Annotated in this window: 17 protein-coding genes; 11 read left to right on the top strand and 6 right to left on the bottom strand. The window is 63.5% G+C overall.

Features of this window, described 5'->3' with window-relative positions; all coding sequences use genetic code 11:
- Positions 1-76: 76 nt before the first annotated feature.
- A complete protein-coding gene (gene kdsA / locus ACP_RS11170) occupies positions 77-892 on the bottom strand; it encodes a 3-deoxy-8-phosphooctulonate synthase (RefSeq protein WP_041839511.1) in 816 nt (271 codons plus the stop codon).
- A 270-nt stretch (positions 893-1162) separates the two neighbouring features.
- Here kdsA and ACP_RS11165 point away from each other — a divergent pair, with 270 nt between their 5' ends.
- The 11 genes from ACP_RS11165 (at position 1163) to ACP_RS11115 (ending at position 11060) form a co-directional block, all read left to right on the top strand.
- Positions 1163-2254 (top strand): two-component system sensor histidine kinase NtrB, encoded by a 1092-nt coding sequence (locus ACP_RS11165; RefSeq protein WP_015897433.1) that lies wholly within the window; start codon positions 1163-1165, stop codon positions 2252-2254.
- Positions 2255-2496: 242 nt separating this feature from the next.
- Positions 2497-2850 carry a phosphoribosyl-AMP cyclohydrolase gene (gene hisI / locus ACP_RS11160; protein ID WP_015897432.1) on the top strand — a complete coding sequence of 118 codons (354 nt, stop codon included), beginning with the start codon at positions 2497-2499 and terminating at the stop codon, positions 2848-2850.
- Positions 2850-3725 carry an ATP phosphoribosyltransferase gene (gene hisG, locus ACP_RS11155; RefSeq protein ID WP_015897431.1) on the top strand — a complete coding sequence of 292 codons (876 nt, stop codon included), beginning with the start codon at positions 2850-2852 and terminating at the stop codon, positions 3723-3725. Before hisI ends, hisG begins: the two co-directional genes overlap by 1 nt.
- 2 nt (positions 3726-3727) lie before the next feature.
- The gene (gene hisD, locus ACP_RS11150) at positions 3728-5014 is read left to right on the top strand and encodes a histidinol dehydrogenase (RefSeq protein ID WP_015897430.1); all 1287 of its coding nucleotides are present in this window, start codon (positions 3728-3730) and stop codon (positions 5012-5014) included.
- On the top strand, positions 5011-6087 hold the full coding sequence (hisC, locus tag ACP_RS11145) for a histidinol-phosphate transaminase (protein ID WP_015897429.1): 1077 nt from the start codon (positions 5011-5013) through the stop codon (positions 6085-6087). Before hisD ends, hisC begins: the two co-directional genes overlap by 4 nt.
- On the top strand, positions 6084-6713 hold the full coding sequence (hisB, locus tag ACP_RS11140; protein WP_052294788.1) for an imidazoleglycerol-phosphate dehydratase HisB: 630 nt from the start codon (positions 6084-6086) through the stop codon (positions 6711-6713). The genes hisC and hisB overlap by 4 nt, the downstream gene beginning before the upstream one ends.
- Entirely contained in the window at positions 6710-7309 is a 600-nt protein-coding gene (gene hisH, locus ACP_RS11135) for an imidazole glycerol phosphate synthase subunit HisH (protein WP_015897427.1), read from the top strand. The genes hisB and hisH overlap by 4 nt, the downstream gene beginning before the upstream one ends.
- Positions 7303-8064, top strand: coding sequence for an imidazole glycerol phosphate synthase subunit HisF (hisF, locus tag ACP_RS11130; protein ID WP_015897426.1), 762 nt, complete (start codon positions 7303-7305; stop codon positions 8062-8064). Before hisH ends, hisF begins: the two co-directional genes overlap by 7 nt.
- Positions 8058-8741: a 1-(5-phosphoribosyl)-5-[(5-phosphoribosylamino)methylideneamino]imidazole-4-carboxamide isomerase gene (locus ACP_RS11125; protein ID WP_015897425.1), complete on the top strand. Its 684-nt coding sequence runs from the start codon at positions 8058-8060 to the stop codon at positions 8739-8741. The genes hisF and ACP_RS11125 overlap by 7 nt, the downstream gene beginning before the upstream one ends.
- Positions 8742-8861: 120 nt before the next feature.
- Positions 8862-10031 carry a pyridoxal phosphate-dependent aminotransferase gene (locus ACP_RS11120; RefSeq protein ID WP_015897424.1) on the top strand — a complete coding sequence of 390 codons (1170 nt, stop codon included), beginning with the start codon at positions 8862-8864 and terminating at the stop codon, positions 10029-10031.
- Positions 10032-10094: 63 nt separating this feature from the next.
- Positions 10095-11060, top strand: a complete 966-nt coding sequence (locus tag ACP_RS11115) for a 2-hydroxyacid dehydrogenase (RefSeq protein WP_015897423.1) — start codon at positions 10095-10097, stop codon at positions 11058-11060.
- Here the strand turns inward: ACP_RS11115 and ACP_RS11110 are convergent.
- From ACP_RS11110 to ribH, 5 genes are all read right to left on the bottom strand, one after another.
- A complete protein-coding gene (locus tag ACP_RS11110) occupies positions 11057-13996 on the bottom strand; it encodes an FAD-binding and (Fe-S)-binding domain-containing protein (RefSeq protein ID WP_015897422.1) in 2940 nt (979 codons plus the stop codon). The genes ACP_RS11115 and ACP_RS11110 overlap by 4 nt on opposite strands.
- A 49-nt stretch (positions 13997-14045) precedes the next feature.
- Positions 14046-14567, bottom strand: a complete 522-nt coding sequence (locus tag ACP_RS11105; RefSeq protein WP_015897421.1) for a hypothetical protein — start codon at positions 14565-14567, stop codon at positions 14046-14048.
- 147 nt (positions 14568-14714) lie between these two features.
- Positions 14715-15497 carry an enoyl-CoA hydratase-related protein gene (locus ACP_RS11100; protein WP_015897420.1) on the bottom strand — a complete coding sequence of 261 codons (783 nt, stop codon included), beginning with the start codon at positions 15495-15497 and terminating at the stop codon, positions 14715-14717.
- A gap of 308 nt (positions 15498-15805) precedes the next feature.
- Entirely contained in the window at positions 15806-16240 is a 435-nt protein-coding gene (gene nusB, locus ACP_RS11095; RefSeq protein WP_015897419.1) for a transcription antitermination factor NusB, read from the bottom strand.
- Entirely contained in the window at positions 16237-17109 is an 873-nt protein-coding gene (ribH, locus tag ACP_RS11090) for a 6,7-dimethyl-8-ribityllumazine synthase (protein ID WP_015897418.1), read from the bottom strand. The genes nusB and ribH overlap by 4 nt, the downstream gene beginning before the upstream one ends.
- Positions 17110-17363 lie beyond the last annotated feature (254 nt).

Below are 17363 nucleotides of genomic sequence, written 5' to 3'. Positions count from 1 at the left end.
CTTCCACCTCACAGAAAAAGCCTGGAAACTTCACGATACACGGTTGCTGGCATCGGGCAAAAGTCCGGCACCGGCCTCAGCCGTGCGCGGCGGCATGAATGGCCAGCAGATTTTCAAGCAGCGGGCGCAACCGGTCCAGATGCAGGGCATTGGCGCCGTCAGACTTGGCCTCGGCCGGATTGTCATGCACTTCGAGAAACAGGCCATCGACTCCGGCGGCGACGGCGGCGCGGGTCAGCAGCGGAATGAACTCCGGCTGGCCGCCGGAGACGCCATTGCTGCCCGAGGGAATCTGCACCGAATGGGTACCGTCAAAGACCACGGGGGCCATCTTGCGCATGATGCCGAGTGAGCGCATGTCCACCACGAGGTTGTTGTAGCCGAAGCTTGCGCCGCGCTCGGTCAAAAAGAAGCGCGGGTTGCCGGTGGACTCGAGCTTGCCGACGGCATGCTGCATGTCCCAGGGCGCGACGAACTGGCCCTTCTTCACATTGACGGCTCTGCCGGTGTTGGCGGCGGCCACCAGCAGATCGGTCTGCCGGCACAGGAACGCGGGAATCTGAAGCACATCGACACCCTCGGCCGCGACGGCACAGTGGCCGGGCTCATGCACGTCGGTGAGCACCGGCAGGCCATGCTGCTGCTGAATGGTCTTGAGGATGCGCGTGCCTTCCACCAGTCCCGGACCGCGAAAGCTGGTGACGCTGGTGCGGTTGGCCTTGTCGTAGGAGGCCTTGAAAATATACGGCACGCCGAGATCGGCGGTGATGCGCTGAATGGCATCGGCCATCTTGCGCGCGTGCGCTTCGCTCTCAATGACACACGGGCCGGCAATAAGAAAAAGCTGCCCGGATCCCACCGGAACAGGACCAATCGAAAAAGGCTGATTCACAGCCTGTATTGAATCACAGGCGCGGGAACGAACGCATGTGGAGCCGGACCTGGAGGCGAACCCTCCCAAGTCGAGCCTGACACCATTCTGGAACTCTGGATGCATCTGAAACGTATCTTATTGGGGACAAGTAAAGACCGCTCGTTCTCTTGTGGACATAAGTTCATCTGCTCTTGGTACTCTGAGCAGTCGCACATGCCTCTGGCCACAGGGTTCAAACGTTCGAAGTGGTGCTAGGCGACAGGAGATGGATTGACCGGGGAGTCCTCAATGTTGGCGTCTGGCTGGCCAGAGAAGGATTGCCGCGCCTTGCTGGTGGAGGCTCCGTGGCCGATTTTTGTCTGGAACCCGGAAACCGGGGCGATTCTGGAAGCCAATGCCGCAGCCGCGCGCCGTTATGGCTACCGGCTGGAAGATTTTGCCACGCTGCGCGCAAACGATATTGTGTCCGCCAGAGTGCGGCCTACGCTGGCTCAGTTGACCGGTTCCGGGCAGGCCGCGCACGCGGGAAATCTGCTCAGCGAACACGTCACGTCGTCGGGTGAGATATTCCCGGTCGAGGTGATCTCTTTTGCTTTGGCCTGGAAGGACCAGCGGGCGCGCTTCTCTCTGATTCGCGACCAGCGACCCAATCTTGATCTGGTGCGCGACAGCAGCTATCTGACAAGCCTTGAAAACATGGCGAGGGTATCTGGAGCGATCGCGCACAACTTCAACAATCTGCTCACGATCATCCAGCTTGCCGCCTCGCACCTGTGTGAAATGGCGCCTCCTGAGGCGGCGCAGCAGGCGGAACTAATCGCAAATACGGTGGCCGAGGCTTCGCTGCTGGCCCAGCAGCTTCTGCACTTCGGGCATCGGCGTCCCGGCCGCATGGAGGCATGCGATCTGGCCGAGCTGGTGCACGCCGAGCAGGACATTCTGCAGGCGGCTTTGGGCGGCGACATGATGCTGCGGCTCGATCTGACGCCGGACTGCTGGGCCATGGCCGACAGGAACCAGTTCCGCGAGGTGCTGCTGAACCTGGTGATCAACGCGATGGAAGCCATGACGCACGGCGGGACCTGCACTCTGCGGACGGCAATCAAGCGGTTGCCGCAAGGCTGCCCGAGGCTTGATCTGGCAGAGGGCAGCTACGTTGTGCTGTCAGTCGAAGACACGGGCGCGGGCATGAGTGAAGAAGCACGGCAGCATGCCATGGAGCCATACTTCTCCACGAAACCTCAGGGGCATGGGCTGGGGTTGTCTTCGGTTTATGGCATCATGCGCCTGCACAGTGGCGGCGTCGAGATCCTGACCGAGCAAGGCAAGGGAACGCAGGTGCTGCTTTACTTTCCCGCTACGGAAGCGCTGCCGGAGTAGGGAAAGACAAAGACTGGTTGACAGCCGCCGGCATCCCCAGTAGGGTCTTACTCAGGATGAGCTTCCGCCACCATCATCGCCACCATCATCATCAAGCGACGAGTGTGCCGGCGGACCTGTCTGGAAGCGACTGCTAAGTACCAGACCTCAGGATTCTCAGGAATAGCCCGCCGGCGACCACGCCGGCGGGCTTTTTCATTGCCAGGAACTGTAACCGCAAACGATAAAAAGGAAGAAGAGTGATGACAGAGACGAAGCTGGATTTCGCGAAGATGGAGGGCCTGATTCCCGGCATTGTGCAGGACGCCAAAACCGGACAGGTGCTCATGGTAGGTTTTTTGAATGACGAGAGCTATCGCAAGACGATGGAGAGCGGCTTTGTCACCTTCTGGAGCCGCACTCGCCAGAAGCTCTGGATGAAGGGCGAAACCAGCGGCAACCGCCTGCGCGTGATCGACGCAGCCACCGATTGCGACCAGGACACGCTGCTCTTCCGCGTGGAAGTGGAAGGCGACGGCCTTGTGTGCCACGAAGGCACGGTGAGCTGCTTCACGCGTCCGCTGGCGCTCGCCTCTGCCGTGCAGGAGGTGCGCTAATGGCCAACAAACTGCGTCTCGGAATTCCCAAAGGCAGCCTGCAGGATGCCACCATCGCCCTGTTTGAACGTGCCGGATGGCACATCTACGCCAATGGCCGCTCCTACTTCCCAAGCATCGATGACACTGAGATTGAGTGCATGCTGATTCGCGCGCAGGAGATGGCGCGCTACGTGAACCACGGCGTGCTCGATGCCGGACTCACGGGCATTGACTGGGTAGTGGAAAGCGGCCTCGCAGTGGAGAGCGTCACCAGCCTGGTCTATGCCAAGCAGAGCCGCCAGAAGGTTCGCTGGGTGCTGGCCGTGCCCGAAGACTCAAAGTTTGAAAAAGCCGAAGACCTGGGCGGCAAGATTATCGCCACCGAACTGGTCGAAGTTACGAAGCGCTACTTTGCCGAGCGCAATGTTCCGGTGCAGGTGGAGTTCAGCTGGGGCGCCACGGAAGTGAAGCCGCCCATGCTGGCCGATGCCATTGTCGAAGTGACTGAGACTGGCAGCTCACTGCGCGCCAACCGCCTGCGCATTATCGACACGGTGATGGAGAGCGAGACGCACCTCATCGCGAACCGCAACGCCTACAACGACGCGTGGAAACGCGAGAAGCTCGAATGCCTGGCGCTGATGCTGCGCGGAGCTATCGCGGCGCAAGGCCAGGTGGGCCTGATGCTCAACGTGGAGAAGAAGAACCTGCAGCAGATTCTCTCAGTGCTGCCCGCGCTCAACTCGCCCACAATCTCAGAACTGAGCAACTCGGAATGGGTCGCCGTCAACACGATTCTGGAAGAGAGCGTGGTGCGCGATGTAGTGCCCCGGCTCAAGGCCGCGAATGCGACGGGCATTGTCGAGTATCCGTTGAACAAGGTGGTGCTCTAGACATGCGCGTGCTCAGCACCCGTGGAAGAGGCGCGCAGGCGGCGCAGGATTTTCTGAGCCGCCTGCTGACCGGCAGCGAAGCGAGCTATGAGCGCGCGCTGCCGGCCGCGCAACGCATTGTGCAGGGCGTGCGGCGTGGTGGAGACGCTGCCTTGCTGCGCTATCGCGCCAAGTTCGACGGCATCGCCGCGAGCGAGCCCCTGCGCATTCCGGCCGAGGAGATGGAAGCCGCCTGGAAGGCGACTACTGCCGAACTGAAGGCAGCGCTGAAGCAGGCGGCAAAAAATATTCGCCGCTTCGCGCAAAAGCAGCGCCCGCGAGACTTCACCTTGCAGATGGCCCCCGGCGTCACGGCAGGGCAGAAGGTGATTCCGCTTGAGGCCGTGGGTTGCTATGTGCCGAGTGGGCGTTATCCGCTGCCTTCCACGCTGTTAATGACCGCGATTCCCGCGCAGGTGGCGGGCGTGCGGCGCATTGTGGCGGTGTCTCCGCGCCCGGCAAAGGAAACGCTCGCCGCCGCGCACATGCTCGGCGTAGCCGAGTTTTATCGCATTGGCGGAGCGCAGGCCGTCGCCGCGCTGGCCTATGGAACCGCGAGCATCGAGCGTGTCGGCAAGATTGTGGGCCCGGGCAATGCCTACGTCACCGCTGCCAAGAAGGCAGTGAGCTTTGATTGCGGTATTGACATGCTGGCCGGCCCCACGGAAATTGTGATCGCCAGTGAGAACGGAACGGTCGAGGGCATCGCTGCCGATCTCGTTGCGCAGGCGGAGCATGATCCGGACGCCATCGCCATTCTGGTGACCAGCAATGCCGCACTGGGCCGCGCAGTCGCTGCGAAAACGAAGCTGCGCGCGCAGAGCAATGCGATTGCAAAGCAATCGATCGCGGCGAACGGAGCCGTCATCCTCACCAGAGATGTTGAGGAAGCGCGCATGCTCACCAATCAGCTCGCGGCCGAGCACCTCACCGTGGATAGCTCTGCCGATCTTGCATGGGTGCGCAACGCCGGCTCGGTGTTTGTGGGCCGCTGGTCGTCGCAGCCGCTGGGCGATTATGTCTCCGGCCCCAATCACACGCTGCCCACCAGCGGGCTGGCACGGCTGCGCGGCGGCCTGAGCGTGATGGATTATCTCAAACTGGTCACCGTGCAGGAGTACTCGGCTACGGGTGTGCGGCAGCTCGGCCCCTCGGCGGTTGCGCTGGCTGAAGCCGAGGGATTAGTGGGACACGCCGATGCGGTGCGCGTTCGCCTGCAGAGTGCGAAACCCGTCAGGAGGCGCGCATGAGCCGTCTGGAACCGCGCGCGGGCGTACTGCGCATGAAGGAGTATCATCCACCGCTCGGGGATCGCAGCGGGCTGCGCCTCGACTTCAACGAGAACACGCTGGCCTGCTCGCCGCGCGTGCGCGAAGCGCTGGCGGCGATCACCGGTGCGGACCTCACGCGTTATCCCGAACGCGGACCGATCGAAGCGATGGTGGCGCGGCATCACGGGCTCCATCCTGACCAGGTGCTGCTGACCAATGGCGTGGATGAAGCGATTCACGTGCTGTGCCAGACCTATCTCAACCCCGGCGATGCGCTGCTGCTGCCTGTGCCGACGTATTCGATGTATGAGGTGTATGGCTCGGGTGCGGAGGCGCGCATCGACCGCGTAGTTGCCGGGCACAGCTTCGCGTTTCCGCTGGAGGAATTGCTGGCGGCGATCACGCCGCAGACGCGCCTCATTGCGATTGCCAACCCCAACAGTCCGACCGGGCAGACCGTGACGCGCGAGCAGATTCTGCAAGTGCTGACCGCTGCTCCCCACGCCGCCGTACTGGTGGATGAGGCATACTTCCACTTCTTTGGCGAGAGCGTGATGGATCTCGTCGGGCAGATTCCGAACCTGATTGTGGCGCGCACTTTCTCAAAGGCCTATGGACTCGCGGGCCTGCGGCTGGGCATGCTGGCCGCCGCCAAAGAGCAGATGCAGTGGATGCGGCGTGTCATCTCGCCCTATAGCGTGAATGCGCTGGCGCTGGCCTGCCTGCCGCCGGCGCTCGAAGATCAGCAGTATCTGGACTGGTATGTGGGCGAGGTAAAGGCGGCGCGCCTTCTGATGGAGGCCGCGCTGGACCGCCTCGCGGTGCATCGCTGGCCCTCGGCTGCGAATTTTGTACTGGTGCGCATTGGCGCGCAGCACCGTCATTTTGTACAGGCCATGCGCGACCGCGATGTGCTGGTGCGCGACCGCTCCAGCGACCCCGGATGCGAAGGGTGTGTGCGCATCACGATTGGCCCGCGTGAGCAGACCGATGCCGGCATTCTGGCGCTCGAAGAGTCGCTGGCTGAGATTGGATGGAAAGGGAAAGCATGAAGAAAGCTACGAAGAAGACGCCCGTCACGGCCGGTGCGAAGCGCACGGCGTCGCTCGACCGCAAGACGGCCGAAACGCAGATCAGCCTGCGGCTCACCATCGAAGGCAGCGGGCAGTACAACATCTCCACGGGCATTCGCTTTTTTGATCACATGCTCGAACTCTTTACACGGCACGGCGCATTTGATCTTGACCTTGCGTGCAAGGGCGATCTCGATGTCGATCAACACCACACGGTGGAAGATGTGGGCATCGCGCTGGGCGAGGCTTTTGACAAGGCGCTGGGCGACAAGCGCGGCATTTTGCGCGCGGGCTACTTCCTGATGACGATGGACGAAACGCTGGGCCTCGCGGCCGTCGACTTGAGCGGGCGCACGTCGTCTGTGGTGAAAACCAAGGTCAAGACGCGCCTGGTGGGCGACCTGCAATCAGAGCTGGTTGAAGATTTCTTTGAGGGCTTTGCTCGCGGCGCGCGCGCCAATGTGCATCTGAAGACGGTCTATGGCCGCTCGAATCATCACAAGGTGGAAGCGCTCTTCAAGGCTTTTGCCCGCGCGCTGCGCTTTGCCTGCTCGCGCGATGAGCAACTCAAGGAGATGCTACCCAGCACGAAAGGCCTGCTGTGATTGCCGTCATTGATTACAAGGCGGGCAACCTGACCTCGGTGCTCAAAACGCTGCGCGCGGCCGGGGCCGAACCGGTGCTGACGGACGATCCCGCGGTGGTGGCGCGCGCGCAGAAGCTGATTCTGCCCGGCGTGGGCCACTTTTCCGCCACGCGCTTTCTTGAGGAGCACGGCCTGACTGCCGCCGTGCGCGAGCGCGTCGATGCGGGCGCGCCTTTTCTGGGCATCTGCGTGGGCATGCAGTGGCTCTTTGAGGGCAGCACCGAGGCCCCCGCGGTACAGGGGTTCGGCGCATTCGGCGGCCAGTGCGCGCGCTTCGCTACTCAGGAACTCAAGGTGCCGCATGTCGGCTGGAATTCGCTGGAGATTCGCGAGGGCTCGCGCCTGCTCGCCGGGCTTTCGCAACAGTCCTATGTCTATTTCACGCATTCGTATTGCGCTCCGGTGGTAAACGGCACTGCGGCGGTTACAGAATATGGCCAGGCCTTTTCGGCTGCGGTGGAGCGGGACAACATCATGGGCGTTCAGTTTCACCCGGAAAAATCCGGCGAGGCGGGGCTGCGCATTCTGGAGAACTTTGTGAGGCTCGCATGCTGACGCGCCGCATCATCGCCTGTCTCGATGTCACGAATGGCCGCGTGGTCAAAGGCGTACAATTCCTGGATTTGATGGACGCCGGCGACCCAGCCGAACTCGCCGCGCGCCACGCGGCCTCGGGGGCGGATGAAATTGTGCTGCTCGATATTACGGCTACGCATGAAGGCCGTGGCACGCTGCTTGAAACTGTGCGCAAGACCGCGCAACGGCTCTTCATTCCCTTCACCGTGGGCGGGGGCATTCGCACCGCCGATGACGCCGCCGCAGTATTTGACGCGGGCGCAGACAAGATCAGCATCAACTCGGCGGCGCTCACACGGCCGGAGCTGATTGAGGAGATTGGGTCAAAGTTTGGCGCGCAGGCCGTCGTGGTAGCCATCGACGCGCGGCGGAACGCCACCGGCGCAGAGGTGTTCGCGAGCGGAGGCCGCAAGCCCACGGGCCGCGACGCGGTGGCCTGGGCACGCGAGGCGGAACAACGCGGCGCGGGTGAAATTCTGCTCACCTCAATGGACGCCGACGGCACGCGCGACGGGTTTGACTGCGAGCTTACCGCTGCAGTCAGCAGCGCCGTGCAGATTCCGGTCATTGCCTCGGGCGGCGCGGGCACGCCGCAGCACTTTGCCGATGTATTTTTGCGTGGCAAGGCAGACGCGGCATTAGCCGCGAGCATTTTTCACTTTGGTGTCGCGGATGCCCGCTCGCTCAAGGCTGAGCTGGCAGCGCAATCCATTCCCATGAGGCTCCCATGCTGATTCCTTCGATTGACCTGATGGGCGGCCGCATCGTCCAACTGGTGCAGGGCGAGAAGCTGAAGCTCGCCTTTGATGATTTTGAGTATTGGATTGACCGCTTCTCCGCGTACCCGCTGGTGCAGCTGATCGATCTGGATGCGGCCATGCGCCAGGGCGACAACCGCGCGCTGATCGAGAAGATTACGCGCCGCCTTCCCTGCCAGATTGGCGGCGGAGTGCGCACGCCCGAGCAGGCACAGGCGCTGCTCGATCTGGGCGCGCGCCGCGTCATCTTTGGCTCGGTGCTCTTTCGCGCGGATGCCGAGCAGCCCGTCGCGGTAGAGACCGCCGCGGCTATCGCGCAGACTATCGGTCCGAAGCATTTCGTCGCCAGCATCGACACCAAAGGCGGCCAGGTGGCGATTCGCGGCTGGAAAGAGCAGACCTCGGTGACGCCGCTCGAAGCGCTGCGCCAGTTGGAGCCACACTGCGGCAGCTTTCTCTACACGCATGTGGATACCGAGGGCACCCTGACAGGCTTTCCGTTTGCTGTGGCCGAGGCGCTGCGCAAAGCCACGGAGCGCGAGCTGATCGTGGCGGGCGGCATTCGCGAGCAGGCGGAGATTGACGCACTCGACGCCATCGGCGTGGATGCCGTGGCTGGAATGGCCGTCTATTCCGGCCTGTTGCCCGCGTGAAATGCTGGGTTTACCGGCATTTCCGCGGCATCGGTTAACCTAATAGGTCGCGCGGCCGCGTTCTGCTTTGCCAGCAGCCTCAAGAGCCGCGTGCGCAATCTTCAGACCGGGAGATCATCCATGGCAGGCAATGGCGCGTTCCGCACGGCGAAGCGGCTTGATGAAGTCGGATTTTCTGACATTGTGCAGATTCGCAACAAGGTTCTCGAACTGCGCGCTGCCGGTGTTCCCGTGCATGCCTTTCATGGCGGCGAGCCTTTTTTTGATACGCCCGAGCCCATCAAGCAGGCGATGACGCGCGCACTGGCCGAGAACCAGACGCGATATGCTCCGTCCTCGGGCATTGCTCCGCTGCGCGAGATCATCGCGGAGAAGCTGCGCACCAAAAATCACATGGACGTGCAGGTGGAAGACGTGATCGTGACGGTGGGCGGCGCGCATGCGCTCTATGCCGCTTTCCAGACGGTGCTTGATCCGGGAGACGATGTGCTGCTCTTCTCGCCGTACTGGACGCCGATTCGCGACATGATCACCGGCGCTGAGGCGCGTCCGCTCCTGGTGTCCACGGCGAGTGCGCGGCAGAGCGGCATTACGCAGATGCTGGAGCGGCTCTCGACGCCGCAGACGCGCGCCATTTACTACAACACGCCGCAGAATCCTTCCGGCACGGTATTTTCGCGCAAAGAGGCCGAAGAGGTGGCGGCCTTTGCCATGGAGCGTGACCTGATTGTGTTTGCCGATGAGGCTTATGAAGACCTGGTGTATGACGGCGATCATGTCTCCATCGCTTCGCTGCCCGGCATGGCGCAGCGCACCATCACCTGCTACACGCTCTCAAAAAGCTATGGCATGACAGGCTGGCGCGTGGGTTATGCCGTGGCCAAAGAGCCCTTCATGACGGGCCTGCGGAAGATGGTCCTCTACTCCACCAACGGCGTCTCAACGCCCACGCAATATGCCGCGCTTGAGGCGCTGAAAACACCCCAGACCGAGCTGGATGCGCGCCGCGCGGAGTATCGCAAGCGCCGCGACCTGCTCGTGGCCGGCCTCAACGAACTCGGGCTGACGTGCCCGGTTCCGGAGGGCGCGTTCTATGCCTTCCCCAGCGTGGCGAAGATCAGCAAAGATAGCCGCAAGGCCGCGAACCTGCTGCTGGAGAAGGCCCACGTCGCGACCATCCCGGGCGTCGTGTTTGGCGCGCAGGGCGAGGGCAGCGTGCGCTTTGGCTATGCTGTGCCGGAGCAGGCGATTCATGCCGGGCTCGATGCGCTGCGTGCATTTCTGAAGTAGCGGGCTGTGTGTCTGCCTGTTCGTGTGGAAAGTTCTATCCAACCAAATGGAGGACGGAGATTGATGCTCAAAGTCGGCGTGCCTGAAATGATTGATCGAGCGCTGCATGCGCACCTGCCGCAGGATGTGCACATCGAAGTGCTGCCGGCGGAGATGCAGCATCCGGTCGATATCGATTTCTGGATCGTTCCTCCTTATCCCAAGCCGGCCGAAGCCATGTGGCAGCAGTTGCGCGGCGTGCGCGTAGCGCAGTCTGTGCTCGCGGGGGTGGACTGGCTGCTGCGGCTGGTGCCGCGCGAGGTCACGGTGTGCGATGCGCGTGGAGTGCATGATATCTCCACTGCAGAATGGGCCGTGACGGCCACGCTGGCGTCGCTGAAGTATTTGCCTCTCTATGGCCAGGTGCAGCGCGCCGCCGAGTGGAAGCGCCGCAGCGAAGCCACCGCGCACTTTGCCCGCGTTCATGGAGATGACCGCAGCTACTATCCGCCGGTGATGCTTGAGGACCTGCATGGCAAGCGCGTGCTGATTGTGGGCTATGGATCTATCGGCAGCAAGATTGAGCAGCTCATGCAGCCCTTTGGCGTGCAGGTGGACCGCATTGCGCGCACCGCGCGCGAGGGCGTTGCGTCTATCGATCAGCTACCCGCGCTGTTGCCGCAGGCGGATGTGATCGTGCTGATTGTGCCGCTGACCGAAGAGACCCGCGGCCTGATCGGAGCGCCGCAACTGGCGGCGATGAAGCAGGGCGCGCTGCTGGTCAACGCGGCTCGCGGCCCCGTGGTGGATACAGACGCGCTGATTGCCGCGCTCGAAACGGGCCACATTCGCGCCGCGATTGATGTTACCGATCCTGAGCCGCTGCCGGACGGACACCCGCTCTGGTCCGCGCCCAATCTCATTCTCACGCCGCATGTGGGCGGCAGCAGCCCTCAGTTCATGGCGCGCGCCATACAGCTTGCCGGGCAGCAGATTCGCCGTATGCAGGCGGGCGAGCCGCTTGAGAATATTGTCACCGGCGATTATTAATCTGCTTTGCGCGGGCAGATGGCCTCGGCAAAGTGCATGGCGCGCCGTGCCGTGTTTTGCGCGATCTGCTCGCGGCAACTGAAGCCATCGGTGATGAGCAGGTCAGCTGGGCCTGCCGCGCGCACAGCCGGTAGCAGCACGCGCTCGCCAATGGCTTGTGAGACGGAATACTTCTCGCGCTCAAATCCAAAGGGGCCGGCCATGCCGCAGCAACCGGCATCGAGCAACTGCACCTCCGCTCCGGTGCGCCGCAGCCATGTGAGTTCGTCCTCCATGCTGAAGACGGCTTTGTGATGGCAGTGGCCGTGCAGCACGATGCGCTCCCCCGCATGGGAAGCTGGCTGAAAACTTGCGGCATAGCGCGAGAGGAATTCACTCAGCAGCAGGGCCTGTTCGCTCAACTTTTTTGCGCGGTCGTCGCGGGGGAAAAACTCGAGCAGCTCATTGCGAAAGACGCTGGCGCAGCTTGGCTCAAGAAAGATGATGGGCTGCCCGGCGTCGATCGAGCGCGAGAACTGATGCAGAATGCGGCGCAGGTATTCGCGCGCCGCATCCAGAAATCCAAAGTCGTAGAGCGGGCGGCCGCAGCAGACGTGCCGGCGCGGAACCTCGGCGGCGTATCCGGCAACCTCAAGCACCTGCGCGGCTGAGTTGAGCGATTGCGGGTGATAGTAGTTGTTCCAGGTATCGGGCCACAGCAGGACGGCATTGGAAAGCTGCTGCCCCGGGCGTTGCGCGCGGTGCCATTGCTGCTGAAAAGTGCGCGGGGCAAATTGCGGCAGATTCCGCTGCGCGGCCACGCCGGTCAGCCGTTTGATGGCGCCGGAGACCAGCGGCGTCTTCAACGGAAGATTGGCGGCGCGCTGCGAAATGCCCGGCACTACGGAGGCAAGCTGCGCCCAACGATCCATGAAGCCGAAGAGGTACTGGCGCAGCTCGCGCGGCTGATGCTCGTAGTAGTGCGCGAGGAACTCCGCCTTCCACGTGGCCATGTCCACGCTGACCGGGCACTCGCTCTTGCAGGCCTTGCAGGAGAGGCAAAGATCGAGCGCCTCTTTGACGCCCTCGTTGTGCCAGGACTTCGGCAACACGTCGCCCTGCAGCATCTCCCACAGCAGATGGGCGCGGCCGCGCGTGGAGTGCTGCTCCTCTTGCGTGGCCATGTAGCTTGGGCACATGGTGCCGTGATCAGCCTTGCGGCAGGCGCCCACGCCCACGCAGCGCAGCGTGGCCTCGCCCAGAGATCCATGATCGCGTTCCAACGCAAAGTAGGTCTGAGGCGTGGCGGCCTCGTAGCCGGGCCCCACACGCAGATTGTCGGTGGGGGTATAGATTTCGCCTTCGGCTGAGATCAGCTTGCCCGGATTCATACGATTGCCGGGGTCCCAGAGCTGCTTGAACTCACGAAAGGCCTGCATGATTTCTGCGCCGAACATTTTGGGCAGCAGCGAGGAGCGCGCCTGCCCATCGCCGTGCTCGCCCGAGAGCGAGCCGCCCATCGCTACCACCAGATCGGCCGCCTGATCGATGAATGCACGATAGTTGCGAACGCCTGCTTCGCTCTCGAAGTCAAAGTTCATGCGCATGTGTACGCAGCCCTGCCCGAAGTGGCCGTAGACGGGGCTGTGATAGTCATAGTGGCGCATCAGGGCAAAGAGCTTGCGCAGGTATTCGCCCAGCCGCTCGGGCGGAACGGCGGCGTCTTCCCAGCCTTCCCACTGGTGTGGCTTGCCGGGGATGAAGACCGTGGCGCCGAGCGCGGACTCGCGCACGCGCCAGATTCCCGCGGCATCCTCGCCGGAGAACTTTGCGGCTCCCTGGGCATGCGGGAGTTGCTTTGCGGCGTGGAGAAAGTCCTCCGCCTTGTGGTCGGCATCGGCGTCGCTGTCAGCGCCAAACTCCACCAGCAGAAAGGCGCTGCCCTCGGGCAGCATGCTGCGCTCGGCCTCGGCGAGCTGCTTGCGGCGCATGCCGTCGAGCAGGGTGTCATCAAATCCTTCAAGGCCGATGGGGTGGTGTTCCAGAATGGCGGGCACGGCATCGGCAGCCACAAATGCATCGGAAAAGCCCAGTACCACCAGACGGCGGCAGGCCGGGCTGTGCACCAGGTCAAGCTCCGCGCGCAGCACGGTGACCAGCGTGCCCTCGCTGCCCACCAGCGCACGCGCCACATGGAAGCCGTTCTCAGGCAGCAGCTCGTCGAGGTTGTAGCCGGAGACGCGGCGTGGAATGCGTGGAAAACGCCGCCGAATCTCGTCCTGGTAGCGGTCGCGAATCTGTCGCAGTCCGCGATACAAATCGGCGGCGCGGCCGCCGCGCGCGAGGATGGCGGCGTACTCGTCCTCTGTAGTTTGGCCCACAGTCAGGCGCGTGCCGTCATAAAGTAGAACGTCGAGCGAGCGGATATTGTCGACCGTCTTGCCGCCCATGAGCGCATGCGTGCCGCAGGAGTTGTTGCCGATCATGCCGCCCAGAGTGCAGCGGCTGTGCGTGGCCGGGTCGGGCGCAAAGGTGAGCCCATGCTGCTCGGCGGCTTCGCGCACGCGGTCGAGCACGATGCCCGGTTCCACGACGGCACGGCGACGGGAGGGGTCGAGCGTGCGGATGTTCCGCATGAACTGCGAGAAATCGAAGACCACCGCGGTGTTGCAGGTCTGGCCCGCGAGGCTGGTGCCGCCGCCGCGCGCCAGCACCGGCGCGCCCAGCGAACGGCAGGCGGCGACGGCTGCGATCACATCCTCTTCGTCTTTGGGCGTGACGACACCGATGGGCACCTGGCGATAGTTGGAGGAGTCAGTGGCGTAGAGCGCCCGCGCGGTCGCATCGAAGCGCACGCCGCCACGCACGACGGCGCGCAGGCGGGCTTCGAGCTCGCGTGCGGCTTCAAAGGCCGGGGCGGAAGGCATTGATTGCAGGATGGGAAAGGAAGTGTTCATCGGCTCCTCACTGCGGCCACGCGAAGGCTGGGCTGGCGCGGCGGCGTGCTCAGAGCGCCGGGCCGTTGCCGGGCCACTCATACACCACTACACCCATGTCATTGAGCACTTTGAGCGTCGCCTCTTCATTGCGGCGCACCTGCACGCGCTGCCGACGGGTGGCGGAGGGGTCGTCCTCCACCGCGATGACGCGGCCATAGGGCCAATTCTCTTCCGGCAAGGCCGCCAGCGCCTCGGGCAGGTCAGCGAGCTGCAGTTGCGCGGTGCGCCATTTGGGCGCGCGGGAGCGAAGCATGCGGCCGGGAGCGCTAGGCGTACTGGTGGACGCGGCCACCCGCAGACTCAAGGTGTGAGTGCCAATCATGAGAAAGGGGTTGCTCCAGCTTTTGAGCTTGTGAATCTGCATGTAGCGGCTCTTGGCGGGTGGCGGAATCTGGTCAAGATCCTGACTGTAAGCCGTCTCGGCCTGCTGCTCGGCGATGCGTTGCTGGCGGGCTGCCTGCACAGCGGCGGCGGCCTGTGGATTGGCCGGCCTGGCCGGAGAGCATGCGGTCAGTGAGAGTGCAAGCACAGCAAGACCCCATGCACACAGGGTCCCGGCGAGTGGTCCACTCCGCATCCGTAGCTCAGACACAACAGCAGGATAGCAGGAGGCGGGCCGCTCGATGAGAGAACGGCAGTAACCTTTGAAGCTACCGCCTTGCTGGAGCGCCCCTATCTAGTGCCCGGACCAGCGAGGCGCGCGCTTCTCAAGAAATGCCGCCGTGCCCTCGGCCTTGTCCGCCGTGGCGCAGCAGAGGCCAAAGAGTGAGGCCTCGAGCGCCAGCGCACGATCAAGCGGTAGCTCGGCACCGTCATGCACGGCCGCGAGGCAGTGCCGGAGGGCCACCGGGGCCATGCCGGCGATCAGCGCGGCGAGTTGGCGGGCGCGCGGCATCAGTTCGGCCGCGGGCACCACTTCTTCGACCAGCCCGAGCCGCAATGCCTCAGCGGCGGAGATCATTTCTCCGGAAAGCAGCAGCTTCAGAGCCGCGCCCTGGCCGATAAGGCGGGGCAGCCGCTGCGAGCCTCCGTAGCCGGGGATAAGGCCGAGCTTGACCTCGGGCTGGCCCAGACGGGCGGTTTCACCGGCGATGCGGAAGGTGCAGGCCATGGCCAGCTCGCAGCCACCGCCGAGAGCGAAGCCGTTGATGCAGGCAATGACGGGCTTGCCGAGCCGCTCCATCTTGCCCATGACGCGCTGGCCGCGTGCCGCGAGCTGACGGCCTTCTTCGGCGCTGACGCTGGCGAGCTCCTGAATGTCGGCTCCTGCCGCGAAGGCCTTCTCGCCTGAGCCGGTGAGGATCACCACGCGCACGGCATCGTCAGCGGCGAGCGCGTCGAGGGCCGCGTCCAGCTCGCGAAAGAGCTGATCATTGAGCGCATTGAGCACCTTGGGACGGTTGAGCGTGAGGGTAGCGATGGAATCCTGAACTTCGAGCAGCAGCGTTTCGTAGGGCATGCGGTAATTCTCCCGAACGGGAGAGTGTAGCAAATGGTCAGGTGTGTGAGGCGATCAGGGGTGAGGCGGCCAGCCGTCAGCGGGTCAGCGAGTTAGCGAGTTAGCAAGTCAGCCAGTCTGCGGGACGGGGAGATGCCGGGTCAGACGGCGGCCAGTCTGCGGCCGGGGGAGGTGTGTGGCTTGGCTCATCCCAGGTCCGAACGGACGGACCTGGGGCACCCGACGCCGACGTCCGACAGCCGACAACTGACGACTAACCACTAACGACTGACAACTAACGACTGACAACTGGCAACTGGTAGCGGGCGCTACTTCTTTTTGGAGGTTTCGTAGCGCTGGCGCGAGATGGCGTCGAGGACGCCATTGAGGAAGTTGACCGACTCGGGGGCGGAGTAGCGGCGCGCGATTTCGAGCGCTTCATTGATGATGATGGGCGCGGGCGTGCCGGGAAAGCCGAGCAGCTCGGCGATGGCCATGCGGAGCACGTTGCGATCGACGGCGGCCATGCGGCTGAGCTTCCAGTTGGCGGAGTGCTGCTCGATGAGCGTGTCAATCTCCTCTTCGCGGTTCATGGCGACGCGAAAGAGATCTTCGGCGAATCCGCGCGTGTCGGGTTCGACTTCTTCGCGCGCCTCCCAGAAGGTTTTGCGCACGTCGTCGGGGGTCTGCTTGCCGACGTCGGCCTGGAAGAGCATCTGCATGGCGAGTTCACGGGATTTGCGGCGCTTGCCGGTGGTGGTCATGCGTGCTTCTCCGTGATTTTGCGGTGGATGGAGACCATCTCGATAGCCGCCGCCGCCGCCTCAAAGCCCTTGTTGCCGGCCTTGAGACCGGCGCGGTCGAGAGCCTGCTCCAGGGTTTCGCAGGTGAGCACGCCGAAAGCGTGGGGGATGCCGGTCTCCTGCTGGGACTGGCCGATGCCGCGCGAAACTTCGTTGTAGATGGCTTCGTAGTGCGCGGTCTCGCCGCGCAGCAGCACGCCGAGCGTGACGATGGCGTGGAATTTGCCGCTTTCGGCCAGCTTGCGGGCGGCGGAGGGAATCTCCCATGCGCCGGGCACGCGGACGATTTCGACGTCAGAGCGCTTTGCGCCGCTGCGGTAGAGCGCGTCGAGCGAGCCCTGCAGAAGGCGGTCGGTGATGACGGCGTTCCAGCGGGCGACAACGATGGCAAAGCGCATGCCCTCGGCGCTCAGGTCGCCTTCGAGCGCGACGGGCTTGCCCTTGTGCGGGTCAGAGAACTCCCAGAAGGTGAAGGAGAAATCGGCGGTGGGCGAGACGCGGAAGAGGCGCGCGCCCCAATCGGTCTCCGTCACTTCGGAGAGCTGGACGGCGCTATCTGCCAGGGCATTGGCCTGGAGCCATGCCTCAGCGACCTGGCGCACGGAGTCGAGGCTGGTGACCTCGATATAGATGTCGTCGTGGCGGCCGGCGGGGGTGAGGGGGTGAATCAGTTCCAGATTGCCGAGCGGAGCGAGAAAGGCGCTGCCGCGGCTGGTGGCGTCGTGCCAGCCCTTGCCGGGCTCGAACCCGAGCGCGGAGAAGAAGCCCGCCAGCCGCTCGAAGTGAGCCTCTGACCCGAGATGGCGGGTCACTGTAATCCCTTTGATCATGATCTAAGAGTATCAGTGACGGAAGGGATGGGAGCGGGGCTGGGCGGCGGAGCGGAGGCTCGCGGCCGGGCGGGGATAAGTGAATGAAACGGATAGGGTTGCCGGAGCCTGGCGGAATAATGTGAATGCGGATTCGCATTATTTTTCACGGGAGCGCGGAATGGGCTTCGAGAGAGACTATAAGCTGTGTTTATTCAAACACATACGGGATTTCGAGAGGAATGTGAATGTGCATTCACTTTTGGGCTATTTTA

This window comes from Acidobacterium capsulatum ATCC 51196, from assembly GCF_000022565.1.
GTDB lineage: Bacteria > Acidobacteriota > Terriglobia > Terriglobales > Acidobacteriaceae > Acidobacterium > Acidobacterium capsulatum.
This window is presented reverse-complemented; position numbering and strand designations above follow the sequence as displayed.

Coding starts and splice junctions, on each gene's coding strand:
- hisG (WP_015897431.1), top strand. CDS start 2,850: ATGGCCAACAAACTGCGTCTCGGAATTCCCAAAGGCAGCCTGCAGGAT.
- ACP_RS11100 (WP_015897420.1), bottom strand. CDS start 15,497: ATGCCCTACGAAACGCTGCTGCTCGAAGTTCAGGATTCCATCGCTACC.
- ACP_RS11110 (WP_015897422.1), bottom strand. CDS start 13,996: ATGAACACTTCCTTTCCCATCCTGCAATCAATGCCTTCCGCCCCGGCC.
- nusB (WP_015897419.1), bottom strand. CDS start 16,240: ATGACCACCACCGGCAAGCGCCGCAAATCCCGTGAACTCGCCATGCAG.
- ACP_RS11125 (WP_015897425.1), top strand. CDS start 8,058: ATGCTGATTCCTTCGATTGACCTGATGGGCGGCCGCATCGTCCAACTG.
- hisC (WP_015897429.1), top strand. CDS start 5,011: ATGAGCCGTCTGGAACCGCGCGCGGGCGTACTGCGCATGAAGGAGTAT.
- ACP_RS11120 (WP_015897424.1), top strand. CDS start 8,862: ATGGCAGGCAATGGCGCGTTCCGCACGGCGAAGCGGCTTGATGAAGTC.
- hisI (WP_015897432.1), top strand. CDS start 2,497: ATGACAGAGACGAAGCTGGATTTCGCGAAGATGGAGGGCCTGATTCCC.
- ACP_RS11165 (WP_015897433.1), top strand. CDS start 1,163: ATGTTGGCGTCTGGCTGGCCAGAGAAGGATTGCCGCGCCTTGCTGGTG.
- hisD (WP_015897430.1), top strand. CDS start 3,728: ATGCGCGTGCTCAGCACCCGTGGAAGAGGCGCGCAGGCGGCGCAGGAT.
- ribH (WP_015897418.1), bottom strand. CDS start 17,109: ATGATCAAAGGGATTACAGTGACCCGCCATCTCGGGTCAGAGGCTCAC.
- ACP_RS11115 (WP_015897423.1), top strand. CDS start 10,095: ATGCTCAAAGTCGGCGTGCCTGAAATGATTGATCGAGCGCTGCATGCG.
- hisB (WP_052294788.1), top strand. CDS start 6,084: ATGAAGAAAGCTACGAAGAAGACGCCCGTCACGGCCGGTGCGAAGCGC.
- hisF (WP_015897426.1), top strand. CDS start 7,303: ATGCTGACGCGCCGCATCATCGCCTGTCTCGATGTCACGAATGGCCGC.